This is a genomic window from Microbacterium petrolearium, assembly GCF_054782875.1.
On the sequence record NZ_BAAGRQ010000007.1, the window covers coordinates 59,808 to 74,585 of the forward strand.

Genomic DNA, 14,778 nt, shown 5'->3' on the forward strand with positions numbered 1-14,778 from the left:
CCGGTCGGCGTCGCGATCCGTCGGTATCCGGCGGCCTCGCAATCCGGTCGGCGTCGCGATCCGTCGACGCCGCGGTCGGGTCAGAGCGCCTCGCCGTGCCCGCGGCGGTACTCGGCGGTGACGAGGATCGGCAGGTGGTCGCTCGATCCCTGCGGCAGCGTGACGACGCCCTCGATGGACAGACCGCGCGAGGTGACGAAGTCGTAGTGCCCGCGGAAGAACCGGTAGCGCATGTAGGTGCGCGAGTCGCTGAGGGTGAGGTCGTAGCCGCGCCGGCGCATCCGCTCGCCCAGGTTCTCCTTGAACACGGGGTAGTTGTAGTCGCCCACCATGAGCGTGGGGGTGCCGGGGCCCAGCCGCTCGAGCGCCTCGAGCGCCGAGCCGATCTGCGAGCGGCGCAGGGAGTTCAGCGCCGTGAGCGGCGCGGCGTGGAACGACGCGACCGTCACCTCGCGGCCGGCGTCGATGTCGTGCAGCTGCACGCCGAGCACCCGCTCGTGCGCGGGGCGCAGCACCATGTCGTGCAGCGACTTCTTGAGCCCCAGCGACGCCGTGTCCTTCAGCCGGAACGCGTTCTCGCGGTAGTACACCGCGAGGCCCAGCCGGTTGCGGTCGGTGGCGGCGGCCAGGCGCATCTCGTCCACGCGCTCGGGCAGCGCCGCGACGTCGGCCTCCTGCAGGCACAGCACATCGGGCTCGTGCCGTTCCTCGAGCTCCTCGAGCTCCGTGGCCGCGCGATGCTTGCGCAGGTTGTATGACAGCACCTTCACGGCGTCCACGCTACGCGTGCCGGCTCCGCGCGAGGCACGGGTTGACTCGATATCCCGTGAGACAGCGATTGCGCTCCGAGACAGCGGCGTCTGCACGCTGGCTCGGCGCGCCGATGCTGTTTCGCGGAGGGGTCATTCGCGGTCGCGGCGGTTGCGCGTGCGCTCGGCGCGGGCGGCCAGCTGGTCGTCGGCCGGGTAGCCGACCTCGGTGAGCGTGAGCCCGCGCGCCTCGAGCACCTTGAACGCGCTCGTGCGCTCCTGTGCGTCGCGCAGCACCTGCAGGTCGGCCGGGGCGAGCTTGCCCTCCCCCACCGCGACGCACGCGCCCACGAGCGCGCGCACCATGCTGTGGCAGAACGCGTCGGCCTTCACGTTCGCCACGAGCACGCCGCCCTCGTCGCGCCGCCAGTCGAACTCCAGCAGCGTGCGGATGGTCGTGGCCTCGGGCCGCGGCTTGCAGTACGCGGCGAAGTCGTGCAGCCCGACCAGCCCGCGCGCTGCCTCGTCCATGGCGGCCTCGTCGAGCGTCGCGCGCACGCGCGCGGTGCGGTGGCGCTGCAGCGGATCGTAGCCGGATCGCGTGTCGGCGACGCGGTACTCGTAGCGGCGCCACGACGCCGAGAAGCGCGCGTCGAACCCCTCGGGCGCCGTGGACGTGCGCAGCACCGCCGCATCGGCGTAGTGCCCCAGCACGCCGGCGAGGCGACGGGCGATGACGGCGGCCGGATCGGCGCCCGCCGGCGCGGGGTGTGCCCGGCGCCGCTGGGTCATGCGCGCCCACTGGTCCTCGGTGAGATCGGCGTGGGCCACCTGGCCGGTGGCGTGCACGCCGGCGTCCGTGCGCCCGGCGACCACGAGCAGCACGGGCGAGCCCGCGATGCGCGTCAGCGCCGCCTCGAGCGTGCCCTGCACGGTGCGCAGCTTCGGCTGCCGCGCCCAGCCCTTGAAGTTCGTTCCGTCGTACGCGATGTCGAGGCGGATCCGGCGGGCCGGCCCGTCCGGCGCCGGCTCGCCCTGGCCTCGGCTCGCTTCGCTCGCTCGGCCCGTCTCCGCTCCGGCGCTGCGCGCCTCCGGTCGACGAGCGGGCAACGGTTCACGAGGAGATCCCGGTTCCAGAGGACCGCCGGCGGCCGGATCGTCCTCGCCAACGGGGATCGCCTCGCTCACAGGCGCCCCAGGGCGGCGATCACGACGCGGGCGGATCGCTCGGCGGCGTCGTCGACGTGCGTCTCGAACTGCTCGGCCGTCGGCGCGCACAGGTCGCTCACGCCGCGGGCCACGGCGAAGCGGGCACCGTGGTTGTGCGCCACCTGCGCCACGGCCGCGGTCTCCATGTCGACCGACAGCAGCTCGGGGAAGTCGCGGCGCAGCGCGTGCGCCAGCTCGACCGTGACGAACTTCTCGCCGGCGCCCATCGCGCCGATCCGCACGCCGTCGCCACCGCCGAGCGCGTCGAGAAGGACCGGATCGGCGGGGTAGCGGGCGGGCATCCCCGGCGTCTGCCCGAGCACGTACCCGAAGGCCCGCGCGTCGGCGTCGACGTTCACGGCCTCGGTGGCGACGATCACGTCGCCCACCGCCACGGCACTCGCCAGGCCGCCCGCCGTGCCGGCGCCGATGAGCGCGACGTCGGGCCCGTAGCGGTGGATCGCGCCCGCGGCGGCGTCGGCGGCGTTGACCATGCCGATCCCGGAGACGACGAGCACGACCGTGCGCCCGCCCAGCACGATGCCGCGATGCACGGCGCGCCCGATCCGGATCGGCTCGCTCGCCTCCGCCGCGGCCTCGAGGAACGGGGCCGCCTCCTCATCCATCGCCACCTGGATCACGTACGTCGTCACGCTTCGAGCCTATGCGCTCGCGCCGGCCCGCCGAGTTGCGCGGGTCGCTTCATCTCCGGCGCTTCGCGCCTCCGTTCAGCGACCGATGAGTGTCACCGGCCAGCAAGCCCCCGCAGAAACCGATCACTGTGCGAGCGAAGCGAGCGTGCGGCCGCCAATGCGGCCGCCCCGCGGCGCGCAGCGCCGCCTCGCCGGCGCGGGAGCGCCGGCGCGAGCACGGGAGCGGCACCCGCGCAGCGGGTGCCCGAGCGCGCGCAGATCAAGAAAAGGAACCTTTCAGACCCCGCGGAGGCGGGCGATCAGCTCGTCGGCGGCGTCGAGCTGGCGGGCGAGCTTCTCGCGGCGCTCCTGCGCGTCGACCACGAAGGTCTGCAGCGCCGCCCGCGCGGCGGGGTCATCCGGGTCGGCCGCGAGGGCGTCGCGCGCGGCGAGCACCTCGCCCATCTGCTCGAGCGAGAAGCCGAGCGGCTTCATGCGGCGGATGAGCAGCAGGCGCTCGACGTCGGTCTCGGTGTAGAGGCGGAAGCCGCCGGCGGTGCGGTCGCTCGGGCTCGCGAGCCCGATCTCGTCGTAGTGCCGCAGCGTGCGCAGCGACAGCTCGGTGCGCTCGGCGACCTCGCCGATGTGCATCGTCTCCGCCATCCTCGCCCTCTCCCTTTTGATTGAACCCTCCCGTAACGGTAGAGTTGCCGCGGCGCGCTCGCGCCGATCCGGCGCCGTCGCCGATCCCATCATCCCGCCCCGCCCCTGGAGGACGCATGTCCGCGCCCGCGCCCGACCGCTACCGCCCGCGCCCCTCGGTGCGCGAGGCCCTGCGCTCCCCCAAGCTGCTCACGCGCGAGGTGCTCGCCGGTCTCGTCGTCGCCCTCGCCCTCATCCCCGAGGCCATCGCGTTCTCGCTCGCCGCGGGTGTGGATCCGCAGGTGGGACTGTTCTCGTCGATCGTCATGGCGATCTCGATCGCGTTCCTCGGCGGCCGGCCGGCGATGATCACGGCCGCGACCGCCGCCGTCGCACTCGTGATCGCGCCGGTGAACGAGCAGTACGGCCTCGACTACCTCCTCGCCACGGTCATCCTGGGCGGCGTCATCCAGGTGCTGCTCGGCGTGCTCGGCGTCGCCCGGCTCATGCGCTTCATCCCGCGCAGCGTGATGGTCGGCTTCGTGAACGCGCTCGCGATCCTCATCTTCATCGCGCAGCTGCAGCACTTCGAGAACGCGCCGTGGCTGGTCTACCCCATCATCGCCGCGAGCCTGCTCATCCTGTGGCTGTTCCCCAAGCTCACGACCGCCGTGCCCGCACCGCTCGTCGTGGTCATCGTGATGTCGCTCATCGTGTTCTTCGCCGACGTCGACATCCCGACGGTCTCCGACATGGGCGCGCTGCCCTCGGGCCCGCCGCTGTTCTTCCTGCCCGACGTGCCGCTCACGCTCGAGACACTGCAGATCATCGCGCCCTACGCGTTCGGCATGGCGGCGGTCGGCCTGCTCGAATCGCTCATGACGGCCAAGCTCGTCGACGACGTGACCGACACCCACTCGAACAAGACGCGCGAGTCGTGGGGCCAGGGCGTCTCGAACGTGCTGTCGGGCTTCTTCGGAGGCATGGGCGGCTGCGCCATGATCGGCCAGACCATGATCAACGTGAAGGTCTCGGGCGCCCGCACGCGCATCTCCACCTTCGCCGCCGGCCTGTTCCTGCTCGTGCTCGTGTGGTTCCTCGGGCCGGTGATGGCCGTCATCCCGATCGCCGCGCTCGTCGCGATCATGATCATGGTCTCGGTGCTCACCTTCGACTGGCACTCGATCCGCCCCGCCACACTGCGGCGCATGCCCAAGAGCGAGACGATCGTGATGCTCTTCACCGTCATCCCGGTCGTCGTGACACACAACCTCGCCGTCGGCGTCGTCATCGGCGTCGTGACCGCCGCCGTGCTGTTCGTGCGGCGCGTGGCGCACTTCACGACGGTGACGCGGCGCGTCAGCGACGACGGATCGACGGCACGCTACGACGTGGACGGCGAGCTGTTCTTCGCCTCGTCGAACGACCTCACGACGCAGTTCGCCTACGCGGACGACCCGGATCGGGTGGTCATCGACATGTCGCGCTCGCACGTGTGGGACGCCTCGACCGTCGCGGCCCTCGACGCGATCGTGCACAAGTACGGCCAGCGCGGCACGACGGTGGAGATCGTGGGCATGAACGACGCCAGCGGCGACTTCCACGGCCGCCTGACCGGCAACCTCCCATAAGCGCGGGCGGCCGCTTGCGGTTTCGCTTCATCTCCGCGCCTGCGGCGCTCCGTTCAGCAACCGATGGGGCGCAACCGATTCGTGCCCCTCCACAGCAGCCGATCGGGCGCCCCTCCACAGCAGCCGATCACTGTGCGAGCGCGAAGCGCGAGCGTGCGGTCGCCAATGCGGCCGCCCCGTGGCGCGCAGCGCCGCCTCGCCGACGCGGGACGCGCCGGCGCGAGCACGCGAGCGGCACCGCGCAGCGGTGCCCGAGCGCGCGCAGACGCTTCTGAAAAGAAAAAACCCCGCACCCAAACGGGTGCGGGGCTTTCTCGTCCGGATCACTCCGACTTCTTGTCCTCGTCCTCGACGACGGCGTCCTCGGCTGCCTCCTCGGCGGCCTGGCCCTCCTCGGGCGACTCGGAGCCGGCCTCGGCGGAGGTGTCCTCGGCCGGAGCCTCGGTGGTCTCCTCGACCGTGGTCTCCTCGGCGGGGGTCTCCTCCGCGGGGGTCTCCTCCGCGGCGGGAGCGGCCTTCGGAGCCGACTTCTTCGCGGCGGGCTTCGACGACTTCTTCTCGACCGGCTCGAGCACGAGCTCGATCACGGCCATGGGCGCGTTGTCGCCCTTGCGGTTGCCGACCTTCGTGATGCGGGTGTAGCCGCCCTCACGCTCGGCGACCAGCGGCGCGATCTCGGTGAAGAGGACGTGCACGACTTCCTTGTCACCGATGACCGACAGCACGCGACGGCGGGCGTGCAGGTCGCCGCGCTTCGCGAACGTGATGAGGCGCTCGGCGAGCGGACGCAGGCGCTTGGCCTTCGTCTCGGTCGTCTTGATCGACTTGTGCGTGAAGAGCGACGCCGCGAGGTTGGCGAGGATCAGACGCTCGTGGGCGGGGCCGCCGCCGAGGCGGGCACCCTTGGTGGGCTTAGGCATTTCTTGTTACTCCAGGATTTTCGTCGAGTCGAAGAGGATCAGACGGTCTCGTCGTCGTAGCCGCCGTAGAAGTTGGCGCCGTCGAAGCCGGGCACCGAGTCCTTCAGCGACAGCCCGAGCGAGGTGAGCTTGTCGCGCACCTCGTCGACCGACTTCTGTCCGAAGTTGCGGATGTTCATGAGCTGCGTCTCCGAGAGCGCGACCAGCTCGCTGACCGTGTTGATCCCCTCGCGCTTGAGGCAGTTGTACGAGCGGACCGACAGGTCGAGATCCTCGATCGGCATCGAGAGCTCGTTCGAGAGCACCTCGGCGACCGGCGCGGGGCCGATCTCGATGCCCTCGGCCTCGACGTTCAGCTCGCGGGCGAGGCCGAACAGCTCGACCAGCGTGCGGCCGGCCGATGCGACGGCGTCGCGCGGGGCGATCGACGACTTGGTCTCGACGTCGAGCACGAGCTTGTCGAAGTCGGTGCGCTCACCGGCACGCGTGGCGTCCACGCGGTAGGCGACCTTCAGCACCGGCGAGTAGATCGAGTCGATCGGGATCTGGCCCGCCTCGGCGTACTCGTTGCGGTTCTGCACGGCCGACACGTAGCCGCGGCCGCGCTCGATCGTGAGCTCCAGCTCGAACTTCGCGGTGTCGTTCAGCGTGGCGATGACCAGCTCGGGGTTGTGCACCTCGACGCCCGCGGGGGCCGAGATGTCGGCCGCCGTGACCTCGCCGGCGCCGGTCTTGCGCAGGTACGCCGTGATCGGCTCGTCGCGCTCGCTCGACACCACGAGCTGCTTGATGTTGAGGATGATCTCGGTGACATCCTCCTTCACACCGGGGATCGTGCTGAACTCGTGCAGCACGCCGTCGATGCGGATGCTCGTGACGGCCGCACCCGGGATGGACGAGAGCAGGCTGCGACGCAGCGAGTTGCCGATCGTGTAGCCGAAACCGGGCTCGAGCGGCTCGATGACGAACCGGCTGCGGAACTCCGAGATCTTCTCCTCGGTGAGGGTCGGACGCTGTGCGATGAGCACTATGTGTTCCTTTCGATCAAGTGCCCGCTATATGACACTTGGTTGTTCGAGGTCTTGAGTTGTACTCGACGGGCGCGACGCCCGCGGTGGAACGACGAAGCCCCCGGAGCGGTGGCGCCTCGAAAGGCGCGCACCGCTCCGGGGCCACGGGTCAGACGCGGCGGCGCTTCGGCGGACGGCAGCCGTTGTGCGCCTGCGGCGTCACGTCCTGGATCGACCCGACCTCGAGGCCGGCGGCCTGCAGCGAGCGGATCGCGGTCTCGCGCCCCGAGCCCGGGCCCTTCACGAACACGTCGACCTTCTTGACGCCGTGCTCCTGCGCCTGGCGGGCGGCCGACTCCGCGGCCATGCCGGCGGCGTACGGCGTCGACTTGCGCGAGCCCTTGAAGCCCACGCCACCCGACGACGCCCAGCTGATGACGGCGCCCGACGGGTCGGTGATCGAGACGATCGTGTTGTTGAACGTCGACTTGATGTGGGCCTGGCCCAGCGCGATGTTCTTCTTCTCCTTGCGGCGCGGCTTGCGCGCAGCAGTCTTGGGGGTAGCCATTATTTAGTCTCCTGAGCCAATCCGCGCTTAGCGGGCCTTCTTCTTACCGGCGACGGTGCGCTTCGGACCCTTGCGGGTACGCGCGTTCGTCTTGGTGCGCTGGCCGCGCACGGGAAGGCCGCGACGGTGACGGAGACCCTCGTACGAGCCGATCTCGACCTTGCGGCGGATGTCTGCGGCGACCTCGCGACGCAGATCACCCTCGACCTTGTAGTTGCCCTCGATGTAGTCACGCAGCGCGACCAGCTGGTCGTCGCTGAGGTCCTTGACGCGGACGTTCTCGTCGATGCCGGTGGCAGCGAGAATCTCGTTCGAGCGGGTACGGCCCACGCCGTAGATGTACGTGAGGGCGATCACCACGCGCTTGTCGCGCGGGATGTCGACGCCGGCAAGACGTGCCATGCGACTTCTCCTGTTGTTCGGTGGAGGTGTGGAGCAGGATCGGTGCCCGGGCCTCCGCCCCGAGGTGTCCCCCGCGTGATGCGGGTTCTGATCCTGCCGGTGTGTGTTGAGTTGTGAGTCTGCGGTCCGCCGAGGCGGAAGACGTCAGCCCTGGCGCTGCTTGTGACGCGGGTTGCTCTTGCAGATGACCATCACGCGCCCGTTGCGGCGGATGACCTTGCAGTGGTCGCAGATGGGCTTGACGGAGGGGTTGACCTTCATGATGTTTCCTGTCGCTGTCTTCGTACCCCGCGGACGGGGCCGTTACTTCTCGGCCGGACTCAGCGGTAGCGGTAGACGATGCGGCCGCGGGTGAGGTCGTAGGGGCTGAGCTCCACGACCACGCGGTCCTCGGGGATGATGCGGATGTAGTTCTGCCGCATCTTTCCCGAGATCGTGGCGAGCACCTTGTGACCGTTCGTCAGCTCCACGCGGAACATCGCGTTCGGCAGCGCCTCGGACACCGTGCCCTCGATCTCGATGACACCGTCTTTAGCCATAAACTCGCTATCGCTCTCTTGCAGACCGGCCGGTCTGCGGTGGTTGGGGATCGGTGCCGGATGACACGCCGAAAAAAGGCGCAAGGCACCAAAGATCCATGGTAGACGACCCGGCCGCGATCGGCAAACCGGCGCCCGCCCGATCGCGGCTCTACTGCAGCTTCGAGACGATGTCGGCCTGGGGGTCGCCGGTCAGGTTCACGAACTCGTCGTTCAGGATGATCGTCGGGGTGCTGACGCCCTGCGCGCCGGGGGCGACCGGGGTCTCGGCCGTCATCTTCGTGACGTAGTCCGTGTACTCGCCGTCGGCGATGCACGACTCGGCGCCGGGCGCGCCGGCCTCCGACGCGAGACCCGCGAGCTGCTCGTCCGTCAGCCCGTCCGTGCCCTCGCGGGGCTGGTCGCGGAAGAGCGCGTCGATGAAGGGATACACGGCGTCCGGGTTCGCCTCCGCAACGCAGTACGCGGCGCTGGCGGAGCGTGTGGAGTACTGCGTCTCGTTCGAGTACCGATCCAGAATCGAGATCGGATGGATGTTCAGCGTCAGCTCGCCGTCCTCGACGAGCTGCGCCACCTCCTCGCCGTACCCCTCGTGGTAGTCGTGGCAGAACGGGCACATGAAGTCGAGGTACTCCTCGAGCACGTTCGGCCCGTCGCCGAGGGTGATGGCGCCGGTCTCCTCGTCGACGACCGCCGACGCGGGCGACTCGGCGAGCGACACGGCCTGCCGGTTCATCTGCACGACGAGCACCGCGATGACCGCGATGGCGACCACGACGGCCGCCGAGATCCAGATTGCGACCCAGTTGGTCTTGCGGGCAGCGGCCATTGTTCCTCCGTCGGTCTTGCGCGGGTTTCAGGCGAGGGGCACGGGGGTGACGCCGAACGGCGCGAGGCCCTCGGCCCCGCCGTCGGGCGCGGTCAGCACCCACACTCCCCCATCATGCACGGCGACGCTGTGCTCCCAGTGGGCGCCGTCCGAGCCGTCCTCCGTGGTCACGGTCCAGTCGTCGTCCTCGACGAACACCGCCTCCGACCCGGAGGTCATCATCGGCTCGACGCAGATGGCCAGGCCCGGCTTCACGCGCGCCCCGGCCTGCGGGGTGCGGTAGTGGAACAGCGTGGGCGGCTCGTGCATGCTGCGCCCGATGCCGTGCCCCACGTAGTCGCGCAGGATGCCGGCGGGCGCGCCGGACGAGAGCGGGTTCGCCTCGATGTGGTCCTGGATGGCGGCGCCGACGTCGCCGAGGTGGCGCGCGGTCGCGAGCGCGGCGATCCCCGCCCACATCGAGCCGCGCGTGACGTCGCTCAGCTCCTGCCGGCGCGCAGTGACCTCGGCGTCGCCGCCGGGCAGCACGATCGTGACGGCGGAGTCGCCGTTCCAGCCGTCCGGCGTCTCGGCGCCGCAGTCGACCGAGACGATGTCGCCCGGCTCGAGCACGCGCCCGCCGGGGATGCCGTGCACGACCTCGTCGTTCACCGACACGCAGATCGTGTGCTGGTAGCCCGGCACGAGCTGGAAGTTGGAGTGCGCCCCGCGCTCGGTGATCGCGGCCTCGGCGATCGCGTCGAGCTCGAGGGTGGTCATGCCCGGGCGGATCGCGGCGCGCACGGCCTCGAGCGCCGCGTGGGTGATGAGCCCGGGCTCGACCATGGCGCGCAGCTGCGCGGGCGTCTTGTAGGCGGAGCGGCGGAACACGTCAGGCCGCGGCGCGCGCCAGCCCGCGCGCCTCGAGCGCCGCGAAGATGCGCTCCGTGATCTCGTCGAGCGAGCCCACGCCGTCGATCCGATCCACGATGCCGCGCGGCTCGTACAGGTCGATGATCGGAGCGGTCTCCGACTCGTAGATGTCCAGGCGCCGCGCGATGACCTCGGCCGTGTCGTCCGAGCGGCCCTCCTGCTCGGCGCGCAGCGTGAGGCGCTTCAGGCTCTCGTCGCGCGGCACGTCGAGCAGGATGACGGCGTCGAGCGCCTCGCCGCGGCCCGACAGGAACTCGTCGAGGTGGCCCACCTGCGCGGTGTTGCGCGGGTAGCCGTCGAGCAGGAAGCCCTCGCGCGCGTCGTCCTGCGCGAGGCGGTCGCGCACGATCTCGCTCGTGACCTCGTCCGGCACGAGGTCGCCGGCGTCGGTGATCGCCTTCACCTTCTGGCCGAGCGGCGTGTTGTTCTTGATGTTCGCGCGGAAGATGTCGCCCGTCGAGACCACGGGGATCCCGAACGCCTCGGCGATCCGCACGCCCTGCGTGCCCTTGCCCGACCCCTGCGGGCCGACGATGAGGAGTCGTGTGGTCATCGGAGGAGTCCTTCGTAGTGGCGCTGCTGCAGCTGCGCGTCGATCTGCTTCACCGTCTCCAGGCCGACGCCCACCATGATCAGCAGCGACGCGCCGCCGAACGGGAAGTTCTGGTTCGCCTGCACGGTGGCCAGTGCGATCAGCGGGATGAGCGCGATCAGGCCGAGGTAGATCGCGCCGGGGAACGTGATGCGCGTGATCACGAAGTCGAGGTACTCGGCGGTCGGGCGGCCGGCGCGGATGCCGGGGATGAACCCGCCGTACTTCTTCATGTTGTCGGCGACGTCCACCGGGTTGAACGTGATCGCCACGTAGAAGTACGTGAACCCGATGATCAGCAGGAAGTACACGAGCATGTACAGCCAGTGGTCGCCGTTCGTGAAGTACGTGTTGATCCACGTGACCCACTCGGGCACGTTCCCCTCGGCGTCGGGCGTCGCGTTGAACTGCGCGATGAGGGCCGGGATGTACAGCAGCGACGACGCGAAGATGACCGGCACGACGCCCGCCATGTTCACCTTGATCGGGATGTACGTGTTGGTGCCGCCGTACGTGCGGCGGCCGACCATGCGCTTGGCGTACTGCACGGGCACGCGGCGCTGCGACTGCTCGACGAACACCACGAGTCCGATCAGCAGCACGCCCACGGCGAGCACGAGCAGGAAGATCTCGAAGCCCTGCGCCTGCCAGATGGCGCTCATGGCGCCGGGGAAGGTCGCGGCGATCGACGTGAAGATGAGCAGCGACATGCCGTTGCCCACGCCGCGCTCGGTGACGAGCTCGGCGAACCACATGATGAGGCCGGTGCCGGCCGTCATGCAGATGATGACGAGCAGCTGCGCCCACCACACGTCGTTCACGAGAAGCTGGTTGCACTCCGCGATGCCGGTGACGCCGAACAGCTGCCCCGTGCGGGCGACCGTGACGAGCGTGGTCGACTGCAGCAGCGCGAGCGCGATCGTGATGTAGCGCGTGTACTGCGTGAGCTTGGCCTGGCCCGACTGGCCCTCCTTGTAGAGGGTCTCGAAGTGCGGGATGACCACGCGCAGCAGCTGCACGATGATCGTCGCGGTGATGTACGGCATGACGCCGAGAGCGAAGATCGACAGCTGCAGCAGGGCACCGCCGGAGAAGAGGTTGACCAGGGAGAGCAGGCCCTCGGCGCCCGACGTCTGATCGATGCAGCTCTGGACGTTCGGGAAGTGCACGAAGGGCGCGGGCACGTGGGCACCGAGCCGGTAGAGCACGATGATCCCGATGGTGAAACCGATCTTCCGCCGCAGATCCGGCGTGCGGAAGATCCGCGCGATGGCGCTGAACAAGGGGTTGCCTCCCTGGAAACTTGCGGCCCCGCCCGCGGCGGAGCCTGCACCAGCCTAACGCAAGAGGGGCCGGGACCCTTCCGGATCCCGACCCCTCTGCGATGCGTTACTTGACGCTGCCGCCGGCGGCGACGATCTTCTGCTCTGCCGAGCCGGAGACCTTGTCGACCGACACGTTCAGCGCGACCGTGATGTCGCCGTTCCCGAGAACCTTGACCTTCTCGTTCTTGCGGACCGCGCCCTTGGCCACGAGGTCGGCGACGGTCACGTCGCCGCCCTGCGGGTAGAGCTCCGCGAGCTTGTCCAGGTTCACGACCTGGTACTCGACGCGGAACGGGTTCTTGAACCCGCGCAGCTTCGGGGTGCGCATGTGCAGCGGCATCTGGCCACCCTCGAAGCCGACGCGCACGGTGTTGCGGGCCTTCGTGCCCTTGGTACCGCGGCCGGCCGTCTTGCCCTTCGAGCCCTCACCGCGACCCTTGCGGGTCTTCGCGGTGTTGGCGCCCGGGACGGGACGGAGGTGGTGGACCTTCAGAACGCTGCCGCGCTCGGAGTTGTTCTCAGCCATCAGTCGATCTCCTCAACCTGGACGAGGTGAGCGACCGCGCGGACGTATCCGCGCGTCTGCTGGTCGTCGGGACGGACGACCGAGTCGCCGATCCGCTTGAGACCGAGCGAGCGCAGCGTGTCGCGCTGGTTCTGCTTCTCGCTCACCTTGGACTTGATCTGCGTCACCTTCAGACGCGCAGCCATCAGGCACCTACCTTCGCAGCGGCGGCGGCCTCGGCCTCCGCACGGACCAGACGCGCCGGGGCGACCTGATCGAAGTCGAGGCCACGGCGCGCGGCGACCGCGCGCGGCTCCTCGAGCTGCTTCAGGGCCTCGACGGTCGCGTGCACGATGTTGATCGTGTTCGACGAGCCGAGCGACTTCGACAGCACGTCGTGGATGCCGGCGCACTCGAGCACGGCGCGCACCGGGCCACCGGCGATGACACCGGTACCGGCGGCGGCCGGACGAAGCAGCACGACGCCCGCGGCGGCCTCACCCTGCACCGGGTGCGGGATGGTGCTGCCCACGCGGGGCACGCGGAAGAAGTTGCGCTTGGCGTCCTCGACGCCCTTCGAGATGGCCAGGGGCACCTCGCGGGCCTTGCCGTAGCCGACGCCCACGACGCCGTTGCCGTCGCCCACGACCACGAGTGCCGTGAAGCTGAAGCGGCGACCGCCCTTGACGACCTTCGAGACGCGGTTGATGGTCACCACGCGCTCGAGGAACTGGCTGTCGGCGCCGCGGCCACCGCGGTCGTTGTCACGACGACGGTTGTCGCGGCCACCGCGGCCACCACGACGGTCGTCGCGCGGCTCGGTGCCGGCGGCCTGCTCGGCCACGGCCGGAGCGGCTGCTTCGGCGGTCGCTGCCTGATCGGCGGTCACTGGGGTCTCCTTGTTGTCACTCACAGGTTCAGCCCTCCTTCGCGGGCGCCCTCGGCGATCGCGGCGACGCGACCGGCGTAGCGGTTGCCGCCGCGGTCGAACACCGCGTCGGTGATACCGGCCGACTTCGCGCGCTCGGCGAGAAGCTCGCCGACCTTGCGGGCCTTGGCCGTCTTGTCACCGTCGAGCGAGCGCAGCTCGGTCTCGAGGGTGGAGGCGCTGGCCAGCGTGTGGCCCTTGCTGTCGTCGACGAGCTGCACGAAAACGTGACGCGCCGAACGGGTCACGACCAGCCGGGGACGGACGGGCGTGCCTGCGACCTTCTTGCGAAGGCGAATGTGACGGCGCTTGCGCGCGACGGACTTCGACTTCACAGCCATGATTACTTACCAGCCTTTCCGGCCTTGCGGCGGACCTGCTCGCCCGCGTAGCGCACACCCTTGCCCTTGTAGGGCTCGGGCTTGCGGATCTTGCGGATGTTGGCGGCGACCTCGCCCACGGCCTGCTTGTCGATGCCGCTCACCGTGAGCTTGTTGTTGCCCTCGACGGTGAACGTGATGCCGGCAGGCGGCTCGACGGTCACGGGGTGCGAGAAGCCCAGGGCGAACTCGACGGCCGAGCCCTTCTGCGCCACGCGGTAACCGGTGCCGACGACCTCGAGGCCCTTCGTGTAGCCCTGGGTCACGCCGATGATGTTGTTGTTGATCAGGGTGCGCGTCAGGCCGTGCAGCGAGCGCGACTCGCGCTCGTCGTCGGGGCGGGTGACGAGAACCTGGTTCTCCTCGACCTTGACCTCGATGGGCTTGGCCACGGTGAGGGCGAGCTCGCCCTTCGGGCCCTTGACGGCCACCTGCTGCCCGTCGACGGTCACAGTGACGCCGGCGGGGATGTCGATGGGAAGACGTCCGATTCGCGACATGTCAGATCACCACACGTAGGCGAGGACTTCCCCACCCACGCCCTTCTGCTCGGCCTGACGGTCCGTGAGGAGGCCAGACGAGGTGGACAGGATCGCGACGCCGAGTCCGCCGAGCACGCGGGGGAGCTCGTTCGACTTGGCGTACACGCGGAGGCCGGGCTTCGAGACGCGCTTGATGCCGGCGATGGAGCGCTCGCGGTTGGGACCGTACTTGAGCGTGAGCGTGAGGTTCTTGCCGACGCGGGCGTCGGTCTCCTCCCACGCGGCGATGTAACCCTCCTGCTTGAGGATCTCCGCGATGTGCGTCTTCAGCTTGCTCGACGGCAGGGTCACGGAGTCGTGGTGCGCCGAGTTCGCGTTGCGCAGCCGGGTCAGCATGTCTGCGACCGGGTCTGTCATGGTCATAAGAGTGTTCCTTTGTTCATGAGGTTTCGGCTGCCGTTACACGACAGACGACCTTCCACGACGTGAGAAATGCGATCTTCAATTGTCCGCGAGAATGCCG

General features: G+C 69.6%; 21 protein-coding genes. 1 reads left to right on the forward strand and 20 read right to left on the reverse strand.

The window, feature by feature from the left end; genetic code table 11:
* Window positions 1-80: 80 nt before the first annotated feature.
* The 4 genes from ACYVJ0_RS07220 to ACYVJ0_RS07235 form a co-directional block, all read right to left on the reverse strand.
* The gene (locus tag ACYVJ0_RS07220; RefSeq protein ID WP_460816961.1) at window positions 81-770 is read right to left on the reverse strand and encodes an endonuclease/exonuclease/phosphatase family protein; all 690 of its coding nucleotides are present in this window, start codon (window positions 768-770) and stop codon (window positions 81-83) included.
* 132 nt (window positions 771-902) lie between these two features.
* Entirely contained in the window at window positions 903-1,751 is an 849-nt protein-coding gene (gene truA, locus ACYVJ0_RS07225; RefSeq protein ID WP_460817134.1) for a tRNA pseudouridine(38-40) synthase TruA, read from the reverse strand.
* Window positions 1,752-1,933: 182 nt separating this feature from the next.
* Complete coding sequence (gene mtnN / locus ACYVJ0_RS07230) at window positions 1,934-2,611, reverse strand: 5'-methylthioadenosine/S-adenosylhomocysteine nucleosidase (RefSeq protein ID WP_460816963.1); 678 nt, start codon at window positions 2,609-2,611, stop codon at window positions 1,934-1,936.
* 276 nt (window positions 2,612-2,887) lie between these two features.
* Window positions 2,888-3,253: a MerR family transcriptional regulator gene (locus tag ACYVJ0_RS07235; RefSeq protein WP_460816964.1), complete on the reverse strand. Its 366-nt coding sequence runs from the start codon at window positions 3,251-3,253 to the stop codon at window positions 2,888-2,890.
* 116 nt (window positions 3,254-3,369) lie between these two features.
* Between ACYVJ0_RS07235 and ACYVJ0_RS07240 the strand changes: the two genes are divergently transcribed.
* Window positions 3,370-4,863 (forward strand): SulP family inorganic anion transporter, encoded by a 1,494-nt coding sequence (locus tag ACYVJ0_RS07240; RefSeq protein ID WP_460816966.1) that lies wholly within the window; start codon window positions 3,370-3,372, stop codon window positions 4,861-4,863.
* A gap of 323 nt (window positions 4,864-5,186) precedes the next feature.
* Here the strand turns inward: ACYVJ0_RS07240 and rplQ are convergent, their stop codons facing one another.
* From rplQ to rpsH, 16 genes are all read right to left on the reverse strand, one after another.
* Window positions 5,187-5,783 carry a 50S ribosomal protein L17 gene (gene rplQ, locus ACYVJ0_RS07245; protein WP_460816967.1) on the reverse strand — a complete coding sequence of 199 codons (597 nt, stop codon included), beginning with the start codon at window positions 5,781-5,783 and terminating at the stop codon, window positions 5,187-5,189.
* Between the two features lie 38 nt (window positions 5,784-5,821).
* Window positions 5,822-6,811, reverse strand: coding sequence for a DNA-directed RNA polymerase subunit alpha (locus tag ACYVJ0_RS07250; protein ID WP_449854606.1), 990 nt, complete (start codon window positions 6,809-6,811; stop codon window positions 5,822-5,824).
* A gap of 151 nt (window positions 6,812-6,962) precedes the next feature.
* Complete coding sequence (gene rpsK / locus ACYVJ0_RS07255) at window positions 6,963-7,361, reverse strand: 30S ribosomal protein S11 (RefSeq protein ID WP_261167082.1); 399 nt, start codon at window positions 7,359-7,361, stop codon at window positions 6,963-6,965.
* Between the two features lie 27 nt (window positions 7,362-7,388).
* Entirely contained in the window at window positions 7,389-7,763 is a 375-nt protein-coding gene (gene rpsM / locus ACYVJ0_RS07260; RefSeq protein WP_449854605.1) for a 30S ribosomal protein S13, read from the reverse strand.
* A 144-nt stretch (window positions 7,764-7,907) separates the two neighbouring features.
* On the reverse strand, window positions 7,908-8,024 hold the full coding sequence (rpmJ, locus tag ACYVJ0_RS07265; protein ID WP_055821300.1) for a 50S ribosomal protein L36: 117 nt from the start codon (window positions 8,022-8,024) through the stop codon (window positions 7,908-7,910).
* Window positions 8,025-8,083: 59 nt separating this feature from the next.
* On the reverse strand, window positions 8,084-8,302 hold the full coding sequence (gene infA, locus ACYVJ0_RS07270; protein WP_029151296.1) for a translation initiation factor IF-1: 219 nt from the start codon (window positions 8,300-8,302) through the stop codon (window positions 8,084-8,086).
* A gap of 151 nt (window positions 8,303-8,453) precedes the next feature.
* The gene (locus ACYVJ0_RS07275) at window positions 8,454-9,131 is read right to left on the reverse strand and encodes a DsbA family protein (RefSeq protein ID WP_460816971.1); all 678 of its coding nucleotides are present in this window, start codon (window positions 9,129-9,131) and stop codon (window positions 8,454-8,456) included.
* A 27-nt stretch (window positions 9,132-9,158) separates the two neighbouring features.
* The gene (map, locus tag ACYVJ0_RS07280; RefSeq protein ID WP_460816972.1) at window positions 9,159-10,001 is read right to left on the reverse strand and encodes a type I methionyl aminopeptidase; all 843 of its coding nucleotides are present in this window, start codon (window positions 9,999-10,001) and stop codon (window positions 9,159-9,161) included.
* 1 nt (window position 10,002) lies between these two features.
* The gene (locus tag ACYVJ0_RS07285; protein WP_460816974.1) at window positions 10,003-10,596 is read right to left on the reverse strand and encodes an adenylate kinase; all 594 of its coding nucleotides are present in this window, start codon (window positions 10,594-10,596) and stop codon (window positions 10,003-10,005) included.
* Window positions 10,593-11,918, reverse strand: a complete 1,326-nt coding sequence (secY, locus tag ACYVJ0_RS07290) for a preprotein translocase subunit SecY (protein ID WP_449854601.1) — start codon at window positions 11,916-11,918, stop codon at window positions 10,593-10,595. Before secY ends, ACYVJ0_RS07285 begins: the two co-directional genes overlap by 4 nt.
* A 106-nt stretch (window positions 11,919-12,024) precedes the next feature.
* On the reverse strand, window positions 12,025-12,486 hold the full coding sequence (gene rplO / locus ACYVJ0_RS07295; RefSeq protein WP_449854600.1) for a 50S ribosomal protein L15: 462 nt from the start codon (window positions 12,484-12,486) through the stop codon (window positions 12,025-12,027).
* A complete protein-coding gene (rpmD, locus tag ACYVJ0_RS07300; protein WP_449854599.1) occupies window positions 12,486-12,671 on the reverse strand; it encodes a 50S ribosomal protein L30 in 186 nt (61 codons plus the stop codon). The genes rplO and rpmD overlap by 1 nt, the downstream gene beginning before the upstream one ends.
* Window positions 12,671-13,378, reverse strand: a complete 708-nt coding sequence (rpsE, locus tag ACYVJ0_RS07305) for a 30S ribosomal protein S5 (protein WP_449854598.1) — start codon at window positions 13,376-13,378, stop codon at window positions 12,671-12,673. The genes rpmD and rpsE overlap by 1 nt, the downstream gene beginning before the upstream one ends.
* Entirely contained in the window at window positions 13,375-13,734 is a 360-nt protein-coding gene (gene rplR / locus ACYVJ0_RS07310) for a 50S ribosomal protein L18 (RefSeq protein WP_449854597.1), read from the reverse strand. Before rplR ends, rpsE begins: the two co-directional genes overlap by 4 nt.
* A 2-nt stretch (window positions 13,735-13,736) precedes the next feature.
* Complete coding sequence (gene rplF / locus ACYVJ0_RS07315) at window positions 13,737-14,273, reverse strand: 50S ribosomal protein L6 (protein WP_460816977.1); 537 nt, start codon at window positions 14,271-14,273, stop codon at window positions 13,737-13,739.
* A 6-nt stretch (window positions 14,274-14,279) separates the two neighbouring features.
* Complete coding sequence (gene rpsH / locus ACYVJ0_RS07320) at window positions 14,280-14,678, reverse strand: 30S ribosomal protein S8 (protein WP_449854595.1); 399 nt, start codon at window positions 14,676-14,678, stop codon at window positions 14,280-14,282.
* Between the last annotated feature and the right edge of the window lie 100 nt (window positions 14,679-14,778).